The sequence below is a fragment of the Parasphingorhabdus sp. genome, from assembly GCF_036963805.1.
Lineage (GTDB): Bacteria > Pseudomonadota > Alphaproteobacteria > Sphingomonadales > Sphingomonadaceae > Parasphingorhabdus.
This window is the reverse complement of the sequence record NZ_JBALUN010000001.1, coordinates 935,913-957,551: the sequence shown is the minus strand read 5'-3', so window position 1 is coordinate 957,551 and position 21,639 is coordinate 935,913. Positions and strand designations below refer to the sequence as shown.

Genomic DNA, 21,639 nt, shown 5'->3' with positions numbered 1-21,639 from the left:
CGGATGATGTTCTTTACATTTGGTAATTTGATGCGCTCAGCCGACTTTTCGTGTTGTTTCGGACAGAGTTTCTATTGTTTCCGCCACGGCTTCATCTGGAGAAACCTCTTCAACAACGGGCAGTAGATTGCGTTCGGCCAATATTTTGCGGGTCTGTTCTTTCGATAGGGGGCGACCATAATGCCAGCCCTGGCCTTTGGCACAGCCAATGTTGCGAAGCTCATCCTCAATGGCCTTGTCTTCTATGCCTTCCGCCGTGATGGGCATGCCCAGACTATCTCCAAGACCGGTAATGGCTCTCACGATTGCCGCGCTTTCGGGGTTTTCCAAAATGGAGGATACAAAGCTGCGATCAATCTTGATCCGGTCAAATGGCAGGGCGCGCAAATGGGCTAAAGAACTATAGCCAGTGCCAAAATCATCCAGTGCGATGCTGATTCCCTGATTTTTCAGACTACCGACAATAGATTGGGCGAGGCTCAGATTTTCGAACAATGAACTTTCGGTAATTTCAATTTCTAGCCGGCTTGGCGGAAACCCTGTTTCAACCAATAGTTTAACAATTTTTTGCGCAAGCCAAGGATCGAGAAGCTGCACCGGCGAAATATTAATCGAAACGGTTAGGCTAGGATCCCAAAATTTCGCTTCTTCAAAAGTTTGGCGCATGATGCTGAGCGATAATTCGCCAATCATACCGGTTTCTTCGGCGATCGGAATGAACACATCAGGAGAAACGAGACCCTGTGTGGGAGATTCCCATCGCGCCAGCATTTCAAATCCCGTTAGCTTGCCGGTCGCTAGGTCAATTTGTTGTTCGTAATAAGGGACAAATTCGCCCGTCGGAATGCCATTGCGAATACCCGATTCAATGGTGTTGCGGGTCTGCAGTTCCTGTTCCATCGAAACATCGAACCAGCAAAAGCGGTTCCGGCCCTGTTTTTTTGCGCTATACATGGCAATGTCGGCGCGGCGCATGAGGATATCTACATCTTCTGATTCAAAATCGAACCGCGACATCCCGATAGATGTTGTCACAACAAGATGATTGCCATTTTCGACAATGGGTGCCGCGATTGCATCAATCAGCTCATCGGCAATCCTATCCACCATTTCTGGCTGATCGGGATCAAAAATAAAGGAGCAGGCAAATTCATCACCGCCAAGACGGGCGAGAAGGTTGTTCGGCGGAATAACCTTCGCAATGCGCGCAGCAACTTCTTTCAGCACGATGTCGCCAGCACTATGCCCGTGTACATCGTTGACAGTTTTAAAATTGTCGAGGTCCAGCATCAAAAATGCAGTGCTCTTACTCTTCCGTTGGGCAGTCGCGATCATCTCCGATGTTTTTTCGGCTAATGTTCTGCGATTCAAGAATCCGGTTAAAGGGTCCGTCGCTGCAAGTGAATGGGCAAGTTCTTCTGCAGCAGCACGTTCGATTACTTCCGTCGACAGGTCGCTGTAGCGCCGCCAACCAAATAATATCAAAGCGATGTTGAGCAAGAATGCCGAGACAAGAATCTTGTCGCTACCACCGCCATATCCGGATAAAGAGGCGATGGCTTCGCTTATAACTGTTCCGCCGGTACCGACGAACATCAAGATCGCAAAGATAACAATCAGGCCCGTAAAAACATCTCGGCGAGCCGATACGGCATGTTTATTGTTGGTCTTTAAGCTTTTTTCATCGCCTATATTTTGCCGCATCATAATTTCCCACATAATTACAATGTGCTTATTGCCCGAATAAACGTCAATTTCTGGTTAAGATTGTCTAAACTGGAGGATTTCTAGGCTTGCAGCCGCGCTTCATATCGGTTAGGAGAATTTCAAATAGCAGCATGCTTTGTGCCGCATTTTCAGTTTCGAGTTTAAAAGACTCACACGCCGGTTAGCGAGGTTTCGCCCACCGGCGTTTTTTGCGTTTTAGGTTTTTAGGCGGTTTTTGGCCGATTTGAAGGAAAGGATGGCATCATGTTTGACAAGTTAAGCGACCGGCTTGGTGGCGTCTTTGACAAATTACGTGGTCGGGGCGCGCTGAGAGAAGAAGATGTTCGCGCTGCTATGCGGGAAGTTCGAATCGCCCTTCTGGAAGCTGATGTCGCGCTTCCGGTGGTTCGTGATTTTGTCGAAAAAGTTACCGAACAGGCCGTTGGTCAGTCGGTTCTCAAATCCATCACGCCGGGCCAGCAGGTCGTAAAGATCGTCAATGACGGTCTGGCGGATATGCTGGGTGCGGAAGTCAGCGGTCTAAATCTGGCCGTAACACCGCCTGCCATTATCATGATGGTTGGTTTGCAAGGTTCCGGTAAAACAACAACGACCGCCAAAATCGCCAAACGGCTAAAAGATAGAGACAATAAGAAGGTCATGATGGCCTCGCTTGATGTCAATCGTCCGGCGGCGCAGGAACAACTCGCTGTATTGGGCGAACAGATTAACGCAGCGACGTTACCGATCGTGGAAGGCCAGCAGCCTGTCGAAATTGCCAAACGGGCAATGCAGGCCGCAAAATTACAGGGTTTTGATGTCCTGTTGCTTGATACGGCGGGTCGCTTGCACGTTGACCAGCAGTTGATGGATGAGATGAAAGCGGTCGCGAATATATCGCAGCCGCAGGAAATCTTGCTCGTTGTCGATGCCTTGACTGGTCAGGATGCTGTCAATGTCGCGCAGAATTTCTCGGATCAGGTAGATCTCAGCGGCGTCGTTCTTACCCGTATGGATGGCGATGCGCGCGGCGGCGCTGCCCTTTCGATGCGGGCCGTTACCGGCAAGCCAATTAAATTTGTGGGTGTCGGTGAAAAAATTGATGCGCTGGAAGAATTCCATCCCGAACGTGTGGCTGGCCGTATTCTTGGCATGGGCGATGTGGTCAGCTTGGTTGAGAAAGCCGCAGCGACTGTTGATAAGGAAGAATCCGAAGCCTTGGCCGCGAAAATGGCTAAAGGCGAGTTTGATCTCAACGATTTGCGTTCACAACTGCGCCAAATGACCAAAATGGGCGGCCTGGGTGCGCTTGCCTCTATGATGCCCGGCATGAAGAAAGCCAAGGCGGCCATGGCTGGCGGCGCAATGGACGATAAAGTGCTGGTGCGGATGGACGCGATTATCGGATCGATGACCAAGCAAGAGCGCGTGCGCCCCGGATTGCTCAATGCCAAGCGGAAGGTGCGCGTGGCCAAAGGCTCTGGCACCACGGTGCAGGACGTCAACAAGCTCCTGAAAATGCATCAGGAAATGTCCAAGGCGATGAAGAAGATCAGGAAAATGGGCGGTCTGAAAGGGCTTGCTTCCATGTTTGCAGGCGGCGGCGGTGCTGCTGGCGCGGGCATGGGCGGTCAAAACGGCGGCATGTCGGGAATGCCCGGACTGGGCGATATGTCACCCGGCGGATTGCCACCGGATCTCGCAAATTTATTGAATAAGAAGAAGTAATTGTAGAATTTAGATTATTAGATTGTTTTAGAAAGGTTTATTTATGTCAGTAGCAATGAGAATGTCCCGCGGCGGTTCCAAGAAGCGTCCTTATTATAAAATCGTAATCGCCGACGTTCGTGCGCCCCGCGATGGTAAGTTTATCGAGCGTATCGGTAGCTATAATCCGCTTCTTGCCAAAGATGACGAAAAGCGTGTTGTTCTGGATACCGAACGAGCGAAGCATTGGTTGGAAATGGGCGCGAAGCCTTCTGACCGTGTTGCTCGTTTTCTGGACGTAGCCGGCTTGTTGAAACGCGAAGCGCGTAACAACCCTAACAAAGCCAAACCAGGCGAAAAAGCCACCGAGCGTTTGGAAGAAAAAGCTGAAAAAGCTGCTGCAGCCGAAGAAGCCGCTAAAGAAGCAGCCGCTGCTCCTGCAGAAGAAGCACCTGCAGAAGAAGCACCTGCTGAAGAAGCTGCACCTGAAGTTGTTGCAGAGGCCGCGCCAGAAGCCGCAGCCGAAGCTGCTCCAGCTGAAGAAGCTAAAACCGAAGATAAGGCTGAAGGTTAATCCTTGGCCAAGGTTGATCCGGACAAACCCGTTGCCCTTGCCGTCATTATTGGCGCGCACGGGATAACGGGGGAAGTCCGGATCAAACTATTCTGTGACAGTCTCGATAGTCTGAAGCAGCATAAGACGTTTAATGAAGGGGCGATGACCCTGAAATCCGTGAAACCCCATAAAATGGGAGCAATTGCACGGATTGCAGAAATCACCGACCGCAATGGCGCTGAAGCTGCTCGCGGAACAGAATTAACCGTCCCGCGCGCTGATTTGCCTGCGCTGGACGATGATGAATTTTACCACATTGATATCGTTGGTCTGCGCTGTGTCTCTGACAATGGCGAAGAATTGGGCAAGATTTTCGCGATTTATGAATTTGGTGCCGGTGACGTAATCGAAATTGAGCGTGCTAACGGCAAGAAATTCATGGTGCCCGTTAAGGCCATTGATATGCGCAGCGACCCAGCCGTTGTGCTGGCGGATTTTGTAGAACCTTGATCGGTCCGATAATCTTCATGGTGCTATTGGGGGTAATGGTGGTTCTACCGGCTTTTACCGGATGGAAATGGAGCCAGAAGAAAGAGCAGTTCGTCCGAATGGGCGCAACAATATTAGGCGGACAGGCGATTGCGACACCCGTGATGGGATTCATAGCTTTTTCTGCCGAACGGGCACATGATGAAAGCCCTTTCAAATCCGTTATAATATATGCCTCTATGGCGCTGGTTATATCGATCATGACATTTGCAATTCTCGAAATTAAAAAGACGCATCGGGGCACATGACCTTCAATGCCCAAATCCTGACCCTTTACCCCGAAATGTTCCCCGGACCGCTTGGCGCATCGCTGGCGGGCAGGGCATTGGAGGACGGCAAGTGGTCTTGTAACCCCATCCAGATGCGCGACTTTGCAACGGACAAACATAAGTCCGTGGACGACACTCCGGCAGGTGGTGGTGCCGGAATGGTGTTGCGGGCTGACGTCATGGCGTCAGCGGTCGACTATGCGCTGGAACAGCAACCGGACGCGCCAATCCTAGCAATGACACCGCGCGGAAAACCGCTGACACAGGCGCGTATACGAGAAATTTCTGCTGGTCCTGGGGTCACCATCCTTTGCGGCCGTTTCGAAGGATTTGACGAACGGATTTTCGATGCGCGTCCGATTGAAGAAGTCTCGATCGGCGATTATATCCTTTCCGGCGGAGAAATGGGTGCTTTGGTGCTTTTAGACGCTTGCATTCGCCTGCTTCCCGGGGTAATGGGCGCGTCTTCTAGCGGAGATGACGAGAGTTTCGAAACCGGACTTTTGGAATATCCGCAATTTACCCGACCTCAGAAATGGGAAGGGCGTATTATCCCTGAAGTCTTGCGATCGGGGGATCATGCGAAAATAGCTGCTTGGCGGAAACAAAGGGCAGAGGAAGATACACGGCTAAGGCGGCCGGATTTATGGGAGCGTCATAGGGATGCTCCGGATCAGTCGCCCTCTGGTGCGCGAGGACAGAAAAAGGAAGATCGGTCATGAACCTGATCCAGACACTTGAAAAAGAAGCAGTAGACGCATTTATCGCTTCAAAAGAAATACCGGAATTTCGCGCTGGCGACACGCTGCGCGTAGGTGTTCGCGTTGTTGAAGGCGAACGCGTTCGTACCCAGAATTATGAAGGTGTGTGCATCGCACGTACCAATCGCGGCATGGGCTCCAACTTCACCGTACGGAAAATCTCCTTCGGCGAAGGCGTTGAGCGTGTGTTCCCACTTTACTCTCCTAATATTGACAGCATCACCGTGGTTCGCCGCGGTATCGTGCGTCGTGCGAAATTGTACTATTTGCGCGGTCTCACAGGTAAACGTGCCCGTATTAAGGAACGTCGCTTGAACCCTATTAAGGATACAGCAGCGAAGACGGCCGCAAAACCAGCTGCAAAGGAAACTGAAGCGAAATAATTTAAAGCTTCATAACCAAATTCAGACAGCCGGTTCTCCACAAAGGAAAACCGGCTGTTTTCATATAAAGCACAGGAAAAGTTTCATGGGTTACAAAGTAGCAGTTGTTGGCGCGACCGGAAATGTCGGGCGCGAAATGCTGACCATCCTTGCAGAGCGCGAATTTCCGATTGACGAGATTGCCGCAGTCGCTTCGTCACGTTCTCACGGAACCGAAGTCGAATTGGGTGATACCGGCAAGATGCTCAAAGTTCAGAATATCGAGCATTTTGATTTTGCTGGATGGGACATGGCTTTGTTCGCCGCTGGCTCAGGTCCAACCAAGGAATATGCGCCAAAGGCTGCGGCTGCGGGCTGTGTCGTGATCGACAATAGCTCGCTCTACCGGATGGACCCGGATGTGCCGCTGATCGTGCCCGAGGTTAATCCTGAGGCAATTGCAGGTTATACGAAGCGCAATATCATCGCGAACCCTAATTGCTCGACCGCACAGATGGTTGTGGCGTTGAAGCCGCTGCATGATGCGGCGATAATCAAGCGCGTGGTGGTCTCCACCTACCAATCCGTGTCGGGTGCGGGCAAAAGCGGCATGGACGAACTGTTCGAGCAATCCCGCGCGATTTTTGTTGGTGATCCCAAGGAAAACCACGTCTTCACCAAGCAGATAGCGTTTAACGTCATCCCGCATATCGACGTATTCCTCGACGATGGCTCGACCAAAGAAGAATGGAAAATGGTCGTCGAGACCAAGAAAATTCTTGATCCGAAAATTAAAGTCACGGCAACCTGTGTGCGGGTTCCTGTTTTTGTCGGCCATAGCGAAGCGATCCATATCGAATTCGAAAATGAAATCACCGCGAAACAGGCACAGGATATTCTCCGCGAAGCGCCCGGCATCATGCTGGTCGATAAGCGTGAGGACGAAGGCTATATCACGCCGGTAGAATGTGTTGGCGATAGCGCGACTTATATCAGCCGCGTGCGCGAAGACCCGACCGTAGAAAACGGTCTCATCCTCTGGTGCGTGTCCGATAACCTGCGCAAAGGCGCAGCATTAAATGCTGTGCAGATCGCGGAACTATTGGGACGCAAATATTTGCAAAAGGGATAAATTCCCCGCAGGAAGGACCAATGACACTTCAAGCAGATGTTTATTGGTCCTTCCGCTCTCCCTATAGCTATTTGGCAACGCGGCGATATGTCGCACTCACACAGACATATGATCTTCAGATCAACCAGCGCTTTGTCTATCCGCTCGCGATTAGAGAGCCCGATTTCTTTGAGAAGAACCATCCCAATTGGCTCGGCTATGTTTTCAAGGATATATTCCGCGTCGCGCAATATATGGACATCCCGATGGCACCGCCCAATCCTGACCCGATTGTGCAGGATATCGCCACCCGCAAAATTGCCGATGACCAGCCGCATATATTTTTGCTGACCCGAATGGGACAGGCGGCCTCACGGCGGGGCAAAGGTCTGGAATTTGCCGATGAAGTGTCCCGGATGATCTGGGGCGGAACCGCTGACTGGAATGTAGGCGATCACATGCAGCAGGCTGCCGCGCGGGCAGGCCTTGATCTGGCGGAACTGAAAGCCGAGACCGAAAGTGATGCCGGGAAATTAGACCAAGAAATTGCCGATAACCAGAAGGCACTGGAAGCATCAGGCCATTGGGGCGTTCCGACATTGGTATTTGATGGCGAACCATTTTTCGGACAGGATCGGATTGATCTGGCTGTCTGGTGCATGGAGCAAAAGGGTCTTCAGAAGCGTTAGAATATGGGCTTTCCTACACGGTGCTTAGGCGTTAGACTTTGGCGATGTTCAAAATCTCAAGTTTCTCACTGAACCCACTTTTTCATTTTCCAACATGCTTTTCAGAGAATGGCAGAAAAACAAGCTTAGAGGGTGTGAAATGTGTGGCCTTTGGGTCTGTCCTTGCAGATAATCGCCATATGTATTTGGGACAAATATAATGGATATTTCCAGCTGGGATTTCCCTTCTTTCGATGGCGTAAATTTGAAAATTCATGAAATGGGTGAAGGCAGAGGCTTAATCCTGCTCCACGGGCTTTTTTCTAACGCAGATACAAACTGGATTAAATTCGGCCATGCCGAGAAGTTGGCGGATGTCGGTTATCGGGTCATCATGCCGGACCTGCGCGCCCATGGGCAAAGCGAAGCCCCGCATGATCCTTCTGCCTATCCGCATGACGTGCTGATAAAGGACGTGCTGACTTTGATCGATCATCTGGCATTGCCGGAATATGATCTGGGTGGTTTTTCATTGGGAGCGCGGACGACAGCAAAATTACTGACTTGCGACATCGCTCCGGGCAAAGCAATCTTGGCGGGCATGGGGCTCGAAGGCTTGGCCGGATGGGCTCAGCGACAGGATTTCTTCCTGAAAGCCATAGCGTCGCGTGAGACCGCCAAACGAGGCGATCCGCACTGGATGGCGATCCAGTTTATGAAAAGCCAAAAAATTGATCCGGTGGCTGCTGCCCATTTGCTCAAGACATTTTCGGATATGCAGCCCGATATGATCGCAACGATAGATACGCCCACGCTGATATTGTGCGGAGCGGATGACCGCGACAACGGCGATCCGGATAAGCTTGCGCAATTGCTGCCAAACGGACATCATGTCACGATCCCGGGCACGCATATGAGCAGCGTTACCAAGCCGGAAATGGGACAGGAAATGGTCAGATTTCTGACGGAATAAGGAACAGCCTATGTCGCGATTTTATAGCTGGCGCAATTTCTGGATATTCTGGCTTGGCGGCTTGGCGGTATTTATCGGCATGGTCCTAACTAGCGGTCCGCTGATCACTGACGTCGCGCCCGCGGGTATTTTGGATCACCAAAGCGCAGGAACTGCAGAGCGCGTAAATGCCATTCAACAGAGCTGGGCGACCGCGGGACTGATGGGATATGCCAAATGGTCGATGATCGCAGATCTGGTCTTTATCGGTCTCTATATGAGCGGCGGGATATTGGGCGGGAGACTGATATGGCAAGAGGCGCTCTCACCATCGCTCAAAAAACTGGGGCTTTTCATGGTCCTGATCTATTTTCTATTTGGTCTGTTCGATTATGTCGAAACATTGAGCCAAATTACGCAATTATTAGATCAGCAGGGTAGTGACTTGCTTTCCGGCATTGCTGCATTTGTAAAGCCCCCGAAAACCGTAGTCTGGGTTATCGGGACGGTGGGAATGATAACGGCGCTGGTTTGGCGACAGCGCGAAAGACGAGCTTGACGATAAAGCCATAAAGTTTCAATCTATACCAAATTGGAATTACAGAGGATAAACCATGAAAACTGCCGCTTCGATCATCGCCCTTGCTGCCATAGCATTTAGTGTTCCCGTCTATGCCAAACATCACGAAGAAGGCGAGATGAAGCAAAAGGGAAGTCCGACGGTGGCGGATGCAAAGACATTTGTTGATGAGACTGAAAAAGAAATGTTCGATTTTTCGGTTGATGCTTCGCGGACTTACTGGATTAATTCGACCTATATTACAGACGACACCGACGCTCTGGCGGCCCAGATCGGAGCCGAGGGTACAACCAAATCAGTCAATGCCGCTATTGATGCCGCGAAATATAAGGATGTGAAGGGACTAGATGCCGTTACTACGCGTAAGCTCAATAAGCTGCGCGGCGGAATAGTTCTTCCTGCGCCAACAACAGAAGGCGCTGCGACGGAATTAAACACCATCGCAACCAAGCTCAACTCCGCCTATGGCAAGGGCAAGGGGACTTTGAACGGCAAGGAAATTAACGGTTCCGATATCGAAGCGGCCATGGGTACCAACCGCAATCCGGAAGAACTGTCTGAAATGTGGGAAAGCTGGCACAATAATGTCGGCGCGCCGATGAAGGATGATTATGCCCGCATGGTCGAGATTGCCAACGAAGGGGCCAAGGAATTGGGCTTTGCCGATGTCGGCGCCATGTGGCGGTCCGGCTATGACATGCCTGCCGATGATTTTGCCAAGCTGACTGATAAGCTATGGAGTCAGGTAAAGCCGCTTTATGACGAACTGCATTGCTATACGCGGGGCAAGTTGAACGAAAAATATGGTGATGATGTTCAGGCCACCACTGGCCCGATCCGCGCAGACCTGCTGGGTAATATGTGGGCGCAGGAGTGGGGTAATATCTATGATGTGGTCGCTCCCAAAGGTGCCGGCGACATTGGTTTTGATACGACCGAGTTACTGACTTCCAAAGGCTATGATGCGAAGAAAATGGTCAAGGCAGGGGAAGGATTCTTCTCGTCTCTAGGTTTTGATCCGCTTCCCGAAACATTCTGGACAAGGTCACAATTTACCAAGCCTGCGGACCGCGAAGTAGTGTGCCATGCCAGTGCATGGGATATCGACAATATCGACGATATTCGCATCAAAATGTGCATCAAGGTGAATGGGGATGATTTTGTCACCATCCATCATGAGCTCGGCCATAATTATTATCAGCGCGCCTATAATAAAAATAGTTATTTGCATCTCGACGGAGCCAATGACGGTTTCCACGAAGCGATCGGCGATGCCATAGCCTTGTCGATCACACCGGAATATCTGGTGCAGGTCGGATTGCTGGACAAGAGTAAGGTGCCGAGCGCAGATAAAGACGTCGGTCTTCTGTTGCGGCAAGCGATGGACAAAGTCGCGTTCCTGCCCTTTGGATTGCTCGTCGATAAATGGCGTTGGCAGGTTTTCTCCGGCGAAATTCAACCGGAAAATTATACGAAAGCTTGGCATGATCTGAAGCTGCAATATCAGGGCATTGCACCGCCGGTGGAACGTCCTGCAGATGCTTTCGATCCCGGTGCGAAATATCATATTCCGGGGAACACACCGTATTCCCGCTATTTCCTTGCGCGTATTTTGCAGTTCCAATTTTATAAAGCTGCTTGCGATGCCGCCGGATGGAAAGGGCCGCTTCACCGCTGTTCTTTCTATGGCAACAAGCAAGTAGGCGCGAAGCTGAACGCGATGCTGGAACTCGGCGCATCAAAGCCTTGGCCGGACGCTTTGGAAGCCTTTACCGGTACCCGCGAAATGGACGGGTCCGCAATGATCAGCTATTTCGCGCCGCTAATGGACTGGCTGAAAGAAGAGAATAAAGGTAAATCCTGCGGTTGGTAGGCACTAAAAAACCGGCGGAAGATTGATCCTCCGCCGGTTTTTTGAAACTGTTAGCTAAGACTTAAAGTTGGTCGAGCATATAATCGGCGGTGCTGACTTTGAAATCACCGGGAGCTTCGACATTCAGTTCTTCGACAACGCCGTCATTGACGATCATCGAGAAGCGCTGTCCGCGTGTACCAAGACCAAAGCCGGAGCCATCCATTTCAAGGCCACATGCTTTCGCAAAATCGCCATTGCCGTCGGCCAGCATAGTGATATTTTCGGAGCCTGCGTCTTTGTTCCAGGCGCCAAGCACAAATGCATCATTCACTGCAGTGCAAGCAATTTCATCGACGCCTTTGGCTTTTAGCTCAGCGGCCTTCTCAACAAAGCCGGGAAGATGTTTAGCGGAACAAGTCGGTGTATAAGCACCGGGAACGGAGAATAATGCGACTTTCTTGCCAGCAAAATATTCAGAGGAGCTTACTTGTTCTGGGCCATTTTCCGTGGCTTTTACAAGGTTCACTTCGGGTAATTTATCGCCTTTGTTGATCATATTATTGCTCCTTCTTATGCGGTTAGCCGAATTATCCGGCCATCCCGCGAATTTTTGATACTTATGCATTTGTGGTGACGCTATCGTGATATTGCAAGCTGTGTAATGAATATGCTGGATTTCTATTGCTGGAATCAATTTGTCGAATTTGCCATGGGCAGCGGCCCAATACTCGCTTAGGTAGGAAATATGGACCAACCAAATTATTTCTCCGGCCAATTTTTGCTCGCAACACCGGGCATGGCCGACCCCCGTTTTAGTCGCTCGATCATCGCAATCTGTTCCCATGACGAGCACGGCGCCTTAGGTATTAATATCGGGGCGACTTCGCCTGATATCAGACTGCATGGTATTTTGGATCAGTTTGATATTGAACCTGAAGCTATTGAGGACCGTGCAGTATTTGCTGGCGGACCGGTGGAAATGCAACGGGGCTTTATCCTGCATAGTCTCGATTTCAATTTGTCGGATACGTTGCAAGTGGGGGATCGTTGGGGGTTAAGCAGTTCGCTCGATATTTTGAGAGCAATAGCCAAGGATCGCGGGCCTAAAAAATGGATTGCTGCGCTAGGTTATTCGGGTTGGGGGGAAGGACAACTGGAATTTGAGCTGACCCAGAACGGATGGTTTATTTCGCCGGGTGAACCCGAATGGCTTTTTGAAACCAGTGCGAAAGACAAATGGGAGATGGCCTGGCATTCGCAGGGCATAGACCCGAATATGTTGTCGGGACAATTTGGTAGCGCCTGACTACGTTTTTTTAGCTGTGATATTGCAACAAGATTCGGTCTAAATCTGTAACTATAATATAAATATAAAGACATCTTTATATTTGCTTCCAAGCCCGCATGAAGCTAAAGAATAATGGAACTGCCGCGCGGGATATCCGTTGCGGCAAACTGTCTTTCAAGGAGAATGAATGTGGCTACAGCAGCGGATAATCTAACCCCCGATTATGTGATCAAGGATATTTCTCTTGCCGATTTCGGTCGCAAGGAAATAGAAATTGCCGAAACGGAAATGCCCGGCTTGATGGCATTGCGCGAAGAATTCGGTGCTGAGCAACCGTTGAAGGGTGCTCGGATTACCGGTTCGCTTCATATGACGATTCAAACTGCTGTGCTAATCGAAACATTATTGGCTTTGGGAGCGGATGTTCGTTGGGCTTCTTGTAATATTTTCTCAACCCAAGATCATGCTGCAGCGGCTATCGCCGCTGGTGGAACTCCGGTTTTTGCTATCAAGGGCGAAACACTGGAAGAATATTGGTCTTATGTAGAGCGCATTTTTGACTGGGGACAGGATGAAACCTGTAATCTTATTCTCGACGATGGCGGCGATGCCACCATGTTTGCGCTTTGGGGGGCACGCGTAGAGGCCGGTGAAACATTGTTCACTCCTGGTAACGAAGAAGAAGAAGTCTTCTCCGCAACGTTGAAACGTTTCTTGGCTGAACGTCCTGGTTATCTAACGAAGACCGTTGAAAATATTAAGGGTGTGTCTGAAGAAACGACGACTGGTGTTCACCGTTTGTATGAGCTTGCAAAAAAAGGGAAACTTCCTTTTCCCGCGATCAATGTGAATGATAGCGTTACCAAGTCGAAGTTTGACAATCTCTATGGCTGCAAGGAATCATTGGTTGATGCCATTCGCCGTGCGACCGATGTTATGCTGGCCGGTAAGGTTGCTTGTGTCGCTGGATTTGGCGATGTTGGCAAAGGTTCCGCGCAATCGCTACGTAATGGTGGTGCCCGGGTATTAGTGACGGAAATCGACCCTATTTGCGCTTTGCAGGCTGCGATGGAAGGTTTCGAAGTTGTCACAATGGAAGAAGCAACGCAGCGCGCTGACATATTTGTGACCACAACCGGGAACAAAGACGTCATCACCGTTGATCATATGCGTGCAATGAAAGATCGCGCGATCGTCTGCAACATTGGCCATTTCGATAGCGAAATTCAGATTGCCGGTTTGCAGAATATGGAATGGACCGAAATCAAGCCACAGGTTGATGAAGTTAAATTTCCCGATGGCAAGAAATTGATAGTTCTGGCGCAAGGTCGTTTGGTCAATCTTGGCTGCGCGACAGGGCATCCAAGCTTTGTGATGTCTGCAAGCTTCACCAATCAGGTAATGGCGCAGATCGAACTTTGGTTGCGGCCTGAGCAATATAAGAATGACGTATATGTGCTGCCAAAGCATCTCGACGAAAAAGTGGCCGAGCTGCATCTTGCTAAACTGGGCGTGAAGCTGACCAAATTGACGACAGAGCAAGCTGATTATATCGGCGTGACGACAGAAGGTCCGTTCAAGCCTGACCACTATCGTTACTAGGAGCTGTTAAACGCCAATAAGAACATTACCGGATGGGCCATAATCGGCTCATCCGGAACTTCTCAAATCTAGCGCGCTGTAAAGCGTATTCTATCTTTATCCGGCTTTTTTGGAAAACTCGGCCATTTATTTTGCGCTAATGTATCTAGGCTGGCGGATTTAATCCCGGCCTGCTTCTCATACATCCAGTAATTGCGCAGGATGATCGACACATATCCGCGAGTTTCGACGTAGGGGATGCTCTCCATATAGAGTAGCGGATCGTTGTTATCCTTGATTTCATCATTCCAGCGCTGAACAGAACCCGGACCAGCATTATAAGCGGCCGCGACTTTGGGCAGCTTGCCGCCGGTAATCGAAGAACCGCTGAGATATTCAAGATAGGATTGGCCATATTCGAGATTGACCGATGGTTTGAACAAATCCGATTGTTCAAAATTCTTACCCCGCGCCCGCGCAAGATCGCCAGCTGTTCCGGGGAGAACCTGCATCAGGCCCATGGCGTTGGCCGGGCTAACGGCTTTAACACGAAACGCTGATTCCTGAAGAGTGTGAGCATAGACCAATGCTGGATCAACCCGCCATCCGCCTTCAGGCTGCCACTTTGGCGCAGGGAAACGGGCTTGTGCGTCAGGCTCAAAACCGCGCGGTGCGTGATGGGCGAGCCATAATTGTGTGCGCGGTAAATCTAGTTCCCTCGCCAATTTCAGCAGGGCAGCGTGATCCTTGGAATCGCCGATTGTTGCCTGATAGCGCAACACTTCATCAGCAAGATCGTCTTCGCCAATTTCAACCAGTGCAATAGCGGATTTGACATTGTCATGCTTTTCCAGCGATTTCCAATCGCCCTTTTCAAACCCTGCCGGGGCTTTCGAAGCCAATACATCCATTCCTAATGTCTGTGCAGAGAGCAAACCATAGAAGCTATCTGTTCGTTTAGCGGCTGTTTGAAGCTTGCCTTGTGCAAGCTGCGGCCGACCGCAAACAATATCGGAACGTGCCCCCCAATAAAGTCCGGCTGCCTGCAAGTCAGGCTCAGCTGCGCGCCTACCGACATTATCAAATGCTGTAGCAGCTGTTTGGCAATCGTTTAAACGCCATGATGAAAGTCCGACGACCCAATCGGCATGAGTGACCCATTGGCCGCTACCTTTTTGGGCCTTTTGTGCGAGACGCTGCGCGGACCTATCATCATTTTCGATATAATAGGACCAAGCGATCCGCTGTTCGAGTTCCGTGCGGGCGTCCGATGAAAGGCTATTTTCCGCTTCGGACAATAGTCCCTCCGCAGATTGCGGGCTATCATTTTTGATGAAGTCGAGAATTCGCCCACGAATAGCATTGGCGTTGGAGTCTGATTGTATCGAATCGGGCTTTGACCGGTTCGACAAGCCCGGGACATAGGAGAGGTTCTGGCGTTGCGGCAAATTGGGAAGCAACTGCGCGCCGCGCTTTTGTGCCAAGCGGCCTAGTTGCGCGGCCTGCGGAATATTTGGCGCTTCATTGACTAAAACCAAAAGCGGGCCCAATTCTGCACGGGGCGAATTGGCAGCAAGAAAATATTCTGCCTGCGCGATAGACTTTAAAGGACCATTTGGCGCATCCGCAAGAAGGTTCTTGGCAGTATCCCATTGATTGCCACCCATTGCTGCAAAAATTGCACGATAATAATCTGATTGGCTGCGTTTCAATTGCGAGGGAATATCTTTTGCGACTGATGAGGTGTTGAACAAAACGGCTCCACCATCGTCCGCCAATACAGGGGTCAAAGGCAAGGACACCATCGATACGGTCACAGCAAGCTTCAATTTTAAAGAAAATTGATTACTCATATTTTTGAGGTCCTTGTAAATAATTGCAGGTCTTTCCAGGCTTCTGCCTTGAATTCCGGTCTTTCGATCAAAATTCGCGGATGGAAAGTAACGACTGCATCTATTTTGGATGAAAGATGGTTAATAAACTGTTTATTTTTGCGCGCTGTGAGCAAGTTCTGGCCAAGAAGCAAGCGGGATGGCGTGTCGCCAAAGATTAAAATTTTCTTTGGCTGCACCAATCCAATGTGATGTAGCATGCGGTTTTTCAAGGTTTCGTGATATTGCTGATCAATCCGGCCATCAACGGTGCGCCCTAAAGATATGGCTGCAAAATAGGTTTTTTCCGAATCATACCCGATAGCTTTGAGCATATTCGCCAACAAAGCGGACGTTTGTTCTGCGAAGAGGGAATTTCGAACAAAACCGCTTTGTTCGGGCATTCCAACAATGATCATAGTTTGAGGCTCGATCATTCCGGTCGGAAGAACATGGTTTTTGGACCATTGTGCTTCGATCAAATTTTCTGGCTTTGATAGCCAACCACGATAGTCGTCATGGTTCGCCGGATAATTTTCGTTAAACGTTTGTAGCGGCGCGCTTACTGGCGCAGATTTGGCTTGAGATACAGAAGCGGTGGTGACTTCCGCAGGTTTTGGCTCTGTCGTCCTTATGACTGGCGCGGCTTCAGATAGCAGTGATGCGATGTCGCTTTTATAGTGCAGATCAACGCCCGCGAGCGCCCACCAGTCGCGAAGGCTTTCTATTTGCTCGACAGACGGGCTATTAAAATGTGCAGAAGTGGAAAAATTCATCTAATCATAGAGTCATGAGTTGACGAATTGGTCAATTGGTGGCCAAGCATGTTTCTGTCCAAAGGTTTGCCGTTTGCGGCAGGGCGAATTTAAGAAGATATTATTGATACGATTACGGGAATTATACAATGAGTGAACGAGAATCTATGCCTTATGACGTGGTCATTGTTGGCGGTGGCCCAGCAGGACTATCGGCAGCAATCCGGTTTAAGCAACTTGCGGATGAATCCGGAAAAGAACTCTCGGTTTGCATATTGGAAAAAGGATCCGAAATCGGCGCGCATATTTTGTCCGGCGCGGTCGTCGATCCTAAGGCTTTAGACGAGCTAATTCCGAATTGGCGTGATGAAGATTGCCCATTGGCCGCTGTCCCTGTGACGGATAATCAGCATTGGGTGCTGACCAAGAATAAGAAATATTCTTTGCCGCATATCATGTTTCCAGGATTCATGCAGAATAAGGGAACCTATACGGGTTCGCTTGGCAATTTGTGCCGCTGGCTAGGTGAGCGCGCGGAAAATATGGGTGTCGAAATCTTCCCCGGTTTTGCTGCAGCTGAAATCCTTTATAATGAGGACGGTTCGGTTAAAGGCGTGGCCACTGGCGATATGGGGGTTGCGCGTGATGGTACGCACAAAGCTGACTATCAGCCCGGTCTGGAACTACACGCAAAATATACCTTCTTTGCAGAGGGTGTGCGCGGACATCTTACAAAAATTCTGAAGAATCAATTCGCGCTGGATGCAGATAGCGAACCCCAAATTTATGGTCTCGGAATCAAAGAGCTTTGGGATATTAATCCCGATAAACATGTCCCCGGCCGGGTCATCCATAGCCAAGGCTGGCCGCTGAGCGCTGGCGCTAACGGCGGTGGTTTTCTTTATCATCAGGCGGATAATCAGGTCGCTCTGGGTTTTGTTACCTGGTTGAATTATGAGAATCCTTATCTGTCTCCATTCGAGGAAATGCAGCGCTGGAAGCAACATCCTGAAATCCGTATGATTTTGGAAGGCGGCAAGCGCGTTTCCTATGGCGCACGGGCGATTAATGACGGTGGTTTCCAATCGGTTCCGAAACTATTCTTTCCGGGCGGTGCTCTAATCGGCTGTTCTGCCGGTTTTGTGAATGTTCCGCGCATCAAGGGTACTCATACCGCGATGAAGACCGGGATGATGGCTGCAGAAGCTGCTTTCGAAGCGATTGTCGCAGATCGCCAAAGTGACGAGCTAACCGCCTATGGCACCGCTTATGAAAATAGCTGGGTTCGCGAAGAGTTGCGTGTGGTTCGTAATGTATTGCCTGCTGCCGAAAAATATGGCGATTTTCTGGGTTCTATCATTGCCGGCATCAACATGTGGGCAGAGAATTTCAAAATAAAAATGCCTTTCACAATGAAGCATCACCCTGATCACACCCGTTTGAAACGGGCAGAACATTGCATCCCGATTGAATATCCAAAACCGGATGGTGTTATTAGTTTCGACCGTCTTTCGTCGGTATTTTTGTCTAATACCAACCATGAAGAAGATCAGCCGGTTCACTTGCAACTGAAAGACCCATCTATACCAGTGGATTTAAACCTTCCTGTATATGCCGGACCTTCGCAGCGTTATTGCCCTGCAGGTGTTTATGAATTTATCGAAGATGCAGAGGGTAATCCAAAATTCCAGATTAACGCGCAAAATTGTGTTCACTGCAAAACTTGTGATATTAAAGACCCGACCCAAAATATTAATTGGGTCGTACCTGAAGGTGGTGGAGGTCCCAATTACCCCAATATGTAAGACAAGTTTTGTCGGTATTCTCGCCGTTGCATTTTTAGCGAGTCCAGCGTCTGCCAAACTCGGCAGCGACGTTGATAGGCTGAACAAATATGTTGAAGCGAGGTTGGCGGAATCATCTGATCAACCGGCAATTGCTGCTGCGATTTATGCGGAGGCTCTTAAGGAGCAACCGCATAATCAATCGCTATCGAGTAAGGCATATCTGAAAGCAGTTGAGGCTGGGAATTTTGAACTTGCAATACAGGTGATCCGAGCACGCGAACTGGACGGCGATATTGAACAGGAAATGCCGCTTCTACTATTCGCAGATGCATTCGCCCGCAAAGATTATAGGGCTGCAGAAACAGCAGCGCTATTGCTTGAGGCACAACCGAATTTGGGTTTTTTGGCACCGTTGCTCAACGCTTGGCTTGCTACATCGAGTAGTGAAAGTCCGCTGACGCATCTGGCGTTGGCCAAAGACGATAAAACAGCGTCTTATTATCATCGCGAGCAATTTATATTGCATAGCCTGGCATTGGGCCATGAGAAGAATGTCCTCCGTTTGATAGATGCGCTTGTCGATCAGAATGAGGCCGGAATGGCGCCAGTGCGTATCATAGCCGCACGCCATTTTCTGGCGAAGAACGATGAGGAGCAAGCTTTACGCATTTTGGCGCGGGAACGCTCAGGGCCTGAAGCGAAAATGGCAGGGGATATTCGGGCAGGAAATTTCAAAAATCTGGCACAGAAAATCACCCCAAAAGTTGGGACTGCTTTTCTCATGCAAAGGTTAGCATTGGAATTGGGTACACAGCGGGCGTATTTTCTGGGACTGGTCTGCGCACAGGCGGCTGCAAGGATCTTCCCTGACAGTGATTATGGCACTCTGGTTTTGGGTGAAGCCTTTGATAATACCGACAATACCAATGCGGCCCGTGCTCAATTCCTGAAAATCTCCAATGACAGCGCATTTGCGGTGCAAGCGATTGGTATGGAAGCTGCCGTATATGTTGCCGATAAAGATTTTTCGGGCGCTCAGCAGCGGCTAGGCCAAGTGATCGCAAAAAACCCCTATGAACCGGAATTACAGATATTATCCGGGCAAATATTGCAGCTAAGCGGTGATCCTAAAGGTGCGGCTGACGCCTTTGAACGAGCCATAGCTTTGGCGGAGAAGCGTGATTCTCCAGACGCTTTATTGGCGAGCTATTGGCTTTCATTAGGCGGCGCTCAGGAACAGGCAGGTCTTTGGCCCCAAGGCCTGCAATCGCTCGAAAAAGCCAATAAGTTACTGCCCAATTCGGCGAGCATATTAAACTATCTCGGATATGCGCAACTGGAAAGGCGGGAAAATACTGTTGCCGCTGTCGAAGCCATTCGCAAAGCCTATGAATTGCGCTCGTCCTCGCCGGCCATTACAGACTCTTTGGGCTGGGCTTATTATGTCACCGGTGATCATGATAAAGCGGTAAGCTATTTGGAACTGGCACTGAACGGAGAGCCAAAAGATCCCACCATCAATGAACATCTCGGTGATGCTTACTGGGCGGTCGGGCGTAAATATGAAGCGCGTTATGCGTGGAGATCAGCGCAGCTATTTGCTGATGCAGAAGATGCACAGCGCTTGGCTGATAAAATCGATATAGGCCTCAGCAGCGATCTCGTTTCTCCCTAATGACGGCTGAAGACTGCGATACCGATGACAGCGAATTCGCCTATGCGAAGATAAACTTAGCGTTGCATGTGCGGCGGCGATTGCCCAACGGCTATCATGATATAGAGACTATATTCGCATTTCTCGACCGGGGCGATATCTTGACCGTTAAAAGCGGTGAGGGCATCAGGCTTTCAATCACGGGGCCCTTTGCCGACGATTTGAGCACCACCGAAAATCTTGTACTGGATGCAGCGCATCTTCTCGTACCTTATGCCAGTGCGGGGATGAGCGCTCATATTATATTGGACAAGCGGCTTCCCATAGCCTCTGGCATTGGTGGAGGATCGGCAGATGCGGCAGCGACGCTGCGCTTGCTTAACCGGTTTTGGAATACAGGTCTTTCCCGAACAGAGCTGGCAGAGCTTTCTGAGCCGCTTGGTGCAGATGTTCCGGCCTGCGTGCTCAGTCAAACTTGCCGTGGACAGGGGATAGGCCAAAATCTTGAGCCAATGGAAAACGGCAAGTTGCGTGGCTATACCGTGCTTTTGGTAAACCCGCTGGTTCCGATTTCTACCAACTCCATTTTTCAACTATGGGATCAAGTCGACCACGGCCCGCTACAAGGCGAAAACCCTATGGATATTGCCATATCGGGAGGCAATGATTTGCAGCAATCGGCAGAGCGGATCGTTCCCAAAATAGCTGATATTTTAACAAAACTGAACCAAACTGATATGCGTATCGCAAGAATGTCCGGATCTGGTGCCACTTGTTTCGCCCTTTATGAAACAGAGGCAAAGGCAGAAACTGCCCGAAAGGCAATCAGTGAAATATTTCCAGAGGCATGGACATTGATCGGAGGAGTAAGATGAACGAGCCATTTGAAATTGCAGGGGTCCCGCAAGAGCGCGGTGTCCTGATCGTAGTAGATCATGCAGCTAATATCGTGCCGGCGGACATTGACCTTCGCATTGATCCCGAACTTCTTGAAGATCATATCGCCTATGATATCGGTGTCGCCAATATCGCCCGTTATATGAGCGAAAAGCCCGGCTATCTGTCTATTTTGGGAACGGTTTCGCGCTTGGTAGTCGATCTTAATCGTTATCCTGATGAACCTGCCGCTATCCCGCGTCGCAGCGATGGCATCGAAATCGCCGGTAATATTTTTGGTGAAAGCGAGAGAACTGCCCGTCTTGACCGGTTTTTCCACCCTTATCATGATCGGGTCAAAGCGCTGATCCGTGATCTGGACCCCGTCTTGGTTTTATTTTTGCACAGCTTTACACCCAAGCTGCGGTCCGACGATTTGGAAAACAGGCCATGGGAGATTGGCGTGCTTTATAATGAATATGAAGCAGCTTCGCGTATGGCTCTCCAGTTTCTGGAAGAAGAGGAATTAGTCGTCGGCGATCAGCTTCCTTATTCTGGAAAAGACCTTCATGCGACGATGAAGCGACAGGCCGAAGATATCGGAAAAGCCTATACCGAGATTGAAATCCGGCAGGATTTAATTGCGCACGAAGCGGGGCAACGCCGTTTTGCCGAAATATTACTACGAATCTGCGATAAATTGCGAACAGGGCTTGCGTGAAGCGCTCAGCTTTGGGAGGAGGTTTCAAC

General features: G+C 50.0%; 21 protein-coding genes. 17 read left to right on the top strand and 4 right to left on the bottom strand.

Annotated features, from left to right (window positions below):
• Nucleotides 1-36: 36 nt before the first annotated feature.
• Nucleotides 37-1,707 (bottom strand): putative bifunctional diguanylate cyclase/phosphodiesterase, encoded by a 1,671-nt coding sequence (locus V7676_RS04500; protein ID WP_335658453.1) that lies wholly within the window; start codon nt 1,705-1,707, stop codon nt 37-39.
• Between the two features lie 264 nt (nt 1,708-1,971).
• Here V7676_RS04500 and ffh point away from each other — a divergent pair, with 264 nt between their 5' ends.
• The 11 genes from ffh (at nt 1,972) to V7676_RS04445 (ending at nt 11,095) form a co-directional block, all read left to right on the top strand.
• On the top strand, nt 1,972-3,435 hold the full coding sequence (gene ffh, locus V7676_RS04495; protein ID WP_335658452.1) for a signal recognition particle protein: 1,464 nt from the start codon (nt 1,972-1,974) through the stop codon (nt 3,433-3,435).
• A gap of 43 nt (nt 3,436-3,478) precedes the next feature.
• Complete coding sequence (gene rpsP / locus V7676_RS04490; RefSeq protein WP_335658451.1) at nt 3,479-3,988, top strand: 30S ribosomal protein S16; 510 nt, start codon at nt 3,479-3,481, stop codon at nt 3,986-3,988.
• A 3-nt stretch (nt 3,989-3,991) separates the two neighbouring features.
• Nucleotides 3,992-4,480 carry a ribosome maturation factor RimM gene (rimM, locus tag V7676_RS04485; RefSeq protein WP_335658450.1) on the top strand — a complete coding sequence of 163 codons (489 nt, stop codon included), beginning with the start codon at nt 3,992-3,994 and terminating at the stop codon, nt 4,478-4,480.
• Entirely contained in the window at nt 4,477-4,767 is a 291-nt protein-coding gene (locus tag V7676_RS04480; RefSeq protein ID WP_335658449.1) for a hypothetical protein, read from the top strand. The genes rimM and V7676_RS04480 overlap by 4 nt, the downstream gene beginning before the upstream one ends.
• Complete coding sequence (trmD, locus tag V7676_RS04475; protein WP_335658448.1) at nt 4,764-5,510, top strand: tRNA (guanosine(37)-N1)-methyltransferase TrmD; 747 nt, start codon at nt 4,764-4,766, stop codon at nt 5,508-5,510. Before V7676_RS04480 ends, trmD begins: the two co-directional genes overlap by 4 nt.
• Nucleotides 5,507-5,932, top strand: coding sequence for a 50S ribosomal protein L19 (gene rplS, locus V7676_RS04470; RefSeq protein ID WP_335658447.1), 426 nt, complete (start codon nt 5,507-5,509; stop codon nt 5,930-5,932). Before trmD ends, rplS begins: the two co-directional genes overlap by 4 nt.
• An 85-nt stretch (nt 5,933-6,017) precedes the next feature.
• A complete protein-coding gene (locus V7676_RS04465) occupies nt 6,018-7,043 on the top strand; it encodes an aspartate-semialdehyde dehydrogenase (protein ID WP_335658446.1) in 1,026 nt (341 codons plus the stop codon).
• A 20-nt stretch (nt 7,044-7,063) separates the two neighbouring features.
• The gene (locus V7676_RS04460; RefSeq protein WP_335658445.1) at nt 7,064-7,711 is read left to right on the top strand and encodes a 2-hydroxychromene-2-carboxylate isomerase; all 648 of its coding nucleotides are present in this window, start codon (nt 7,064-7,066) and stop codon (nt 7,709-7,711) included.
• 199 nt (nt 7,712-7,910) lie between these two features.
• Nucleotides 7,911-8,663 carry an alpha/beta fold hydrolase gene (locus V7676_RS04455; RefSeq protein WP_335658444.1) on the top strand — a complete coding sequence of 251 codons (753 nt, stop codon included), beginning with the start codon at nt 7,911-7,913 and terminating at the stop codon, nt 8,661-8,663.
• A 10-nt stretch (nt 8,664-8,673) separates the two neighbouring features.
• Nucleotides 8,674-9,201 carry a hypothetical protein gene (locus V7676_RS04450; protein ID WP_335658443.1) on the top strand — a complete coding sequence of 176 codons (528 nt, stop codon included), beginning with the start codon at nt 8,674-8,676 and terminating at the stop codon, nt 9,199-9,201.
• Nucleotides 9,202-9,256: 55 nt separating this feature from the next.
• Nucleotides 9,257-11,095, top strand: a complete 1,839-nt coding sequence (locus tag V7676_RS04445) for a M2 family metallopeptidase (RefSeq protein WP_335658442.1) — start codon at nt 9,257-9,259, stop codon at nt 11,093-11,095.
• Nucleotides 11,096-11,156: 61 nt separating this feature from the next.
• Here V7676_RS04445 and V7676_RS04440 read toward each other — a convergent pair whose 3' ends face one another.
• Nucleotides 11,157-11,633, bottom strand: a complete 477-nt coding sequence (locus tag V7676_RS04440; protein WP_335658441.1) for a peroxiredoxin — start codon at nt 11,631-11,633, stop codon at nt 11,157-11,159.
• Nucleotides 11,634-11,822: 189 nt separating this feature from the next.
• On the opposite strand from V7676_RS04440, the gene V7676_RS04435 reads away from it, so the two are divergent.
• Both V7676_RS04435 and ahcY read left to right on the top strand, forming a co-directional pair.
• Complete coding sequence (locus V7676_RS04435; RefSeq protein WP_335658440.1) at nt 11,823-12,383, top strand: YqgE/AlgH family protein; 561 nt, start codon at nt 11,823-11,825, stop codon at nt 12,381-12,383.
• Nucleotides 12,384-12,548: 165 nt separating this feature from the next.
• A complete protein-coding gene (gene ahcY / locus V7676_RS04430; protein ID WP_442955393.1) occupies nt 12,549-13,967 on the top strand; it encodes an adenosylhomocysteinase in 1,419 nt (472 codons plus the stop codon).
• A gap of 68 nt (nt 13,968-14,035) precedes the next feature.
• On the opposite strand, the gene V7676_RS04425 is transcribed toward ahcY, so the two are convergent.
• Together V7676_RS04425 and V7676_RS04420 are read right to left on the bottom strand one after the other, a co-directional pair.
• Complete coding sequence (locus tag V7676_RS04425; RefSeq protein ID WP_335658438.1) at nt 14,036-15,799, bottom strand: lytic transglycosylase domain-containing protein; 1,764 nt, start codon at nt 15,797-15,799, stop codon at nt 14,036-14,038.
• On the bottom strand, nt 15,796-16,593 hold the full coding sequence (locus tag V7676_RS04420) for a uracil-DNA glycosylase family protein (protein ID WP_335658437.1): 798 nt from the start codon (nt 16,591-16,593) through the stop codon (nt 15,796-15,798). The genes V7676_RS04425 and V7676_RS04420 overlap by 4 nt, the downstream gene beginning before the upstream one ends.
• A gap of 128 nt (nt 16,594-16,721) precedes the next feature.
• On the opposite strand from V7676_RS04420, the gene V7676_RS04415 reads away from it, so the two are divergent.
• The 4 genes from V7676_RS04415 to V7676_RS04400 all read left to right on the top strand — a co-directional run bounded on the left by V7676_RS04415 (nt 16,722) and on the right by V7676_RS04400 (nt 21,610).
• Nucleotides 16,722-18,377 (top strand): electron transfer flavoprotein-ubiquinone oxidoreductase, encoded by a 1,656-nt coding sequence (locus tag V7676_RS04415; RefSeq protein ID WP_335658436.1) that lies wholly within the window; start codon nt 16,722-16,724, stop codon nt 18,375-18,377.
• 103 nt (nt 18,378-18,480) lie between these two features.
• Nucleotides 18,481-20,034: a tetratricopeptide repeat protein gene (locus V7676_RS04410; RefSeq protein ID WP_335658435.1), complete on the top strand. Its 1,554-nt coding sequence runs from the start codon at nt 18,481-18,483 to the stop codon at nt 20,032-20,034.
• A complete protein-coding gene (locus tag V7676_RS04405) occupies nt 20,034-20,888 on the top strand; it encodes a 4-(cytidine 5'-diphospho)-2-C-methyl-D-erythritol kinase (RefSeq protein ID WP_335658434.1) in 855 nt (284 codons plus the stop codon). Before V7676_RS04410 ends, V7676_RS04405 begins: the two co-directional genes overlap by 1 nt.
• Complete coding sequence (locus tag V7676_RS04400) at nt 20,885-21,610, top strand: N-formylglutamate amidohydrolase (protein WP_335658433.1); 726 nt, start codon at nt 20,885-20,887, stop codon at nt 21,608-21,610. The genes V7676_RS04405 and V7676_RS04400 overlap by 4 nt, the downstream gene beginning before the upstream one ends.
• The last annotated feature ends 29 nt before the right edge of the window (nt 21,611-21,639 follow it).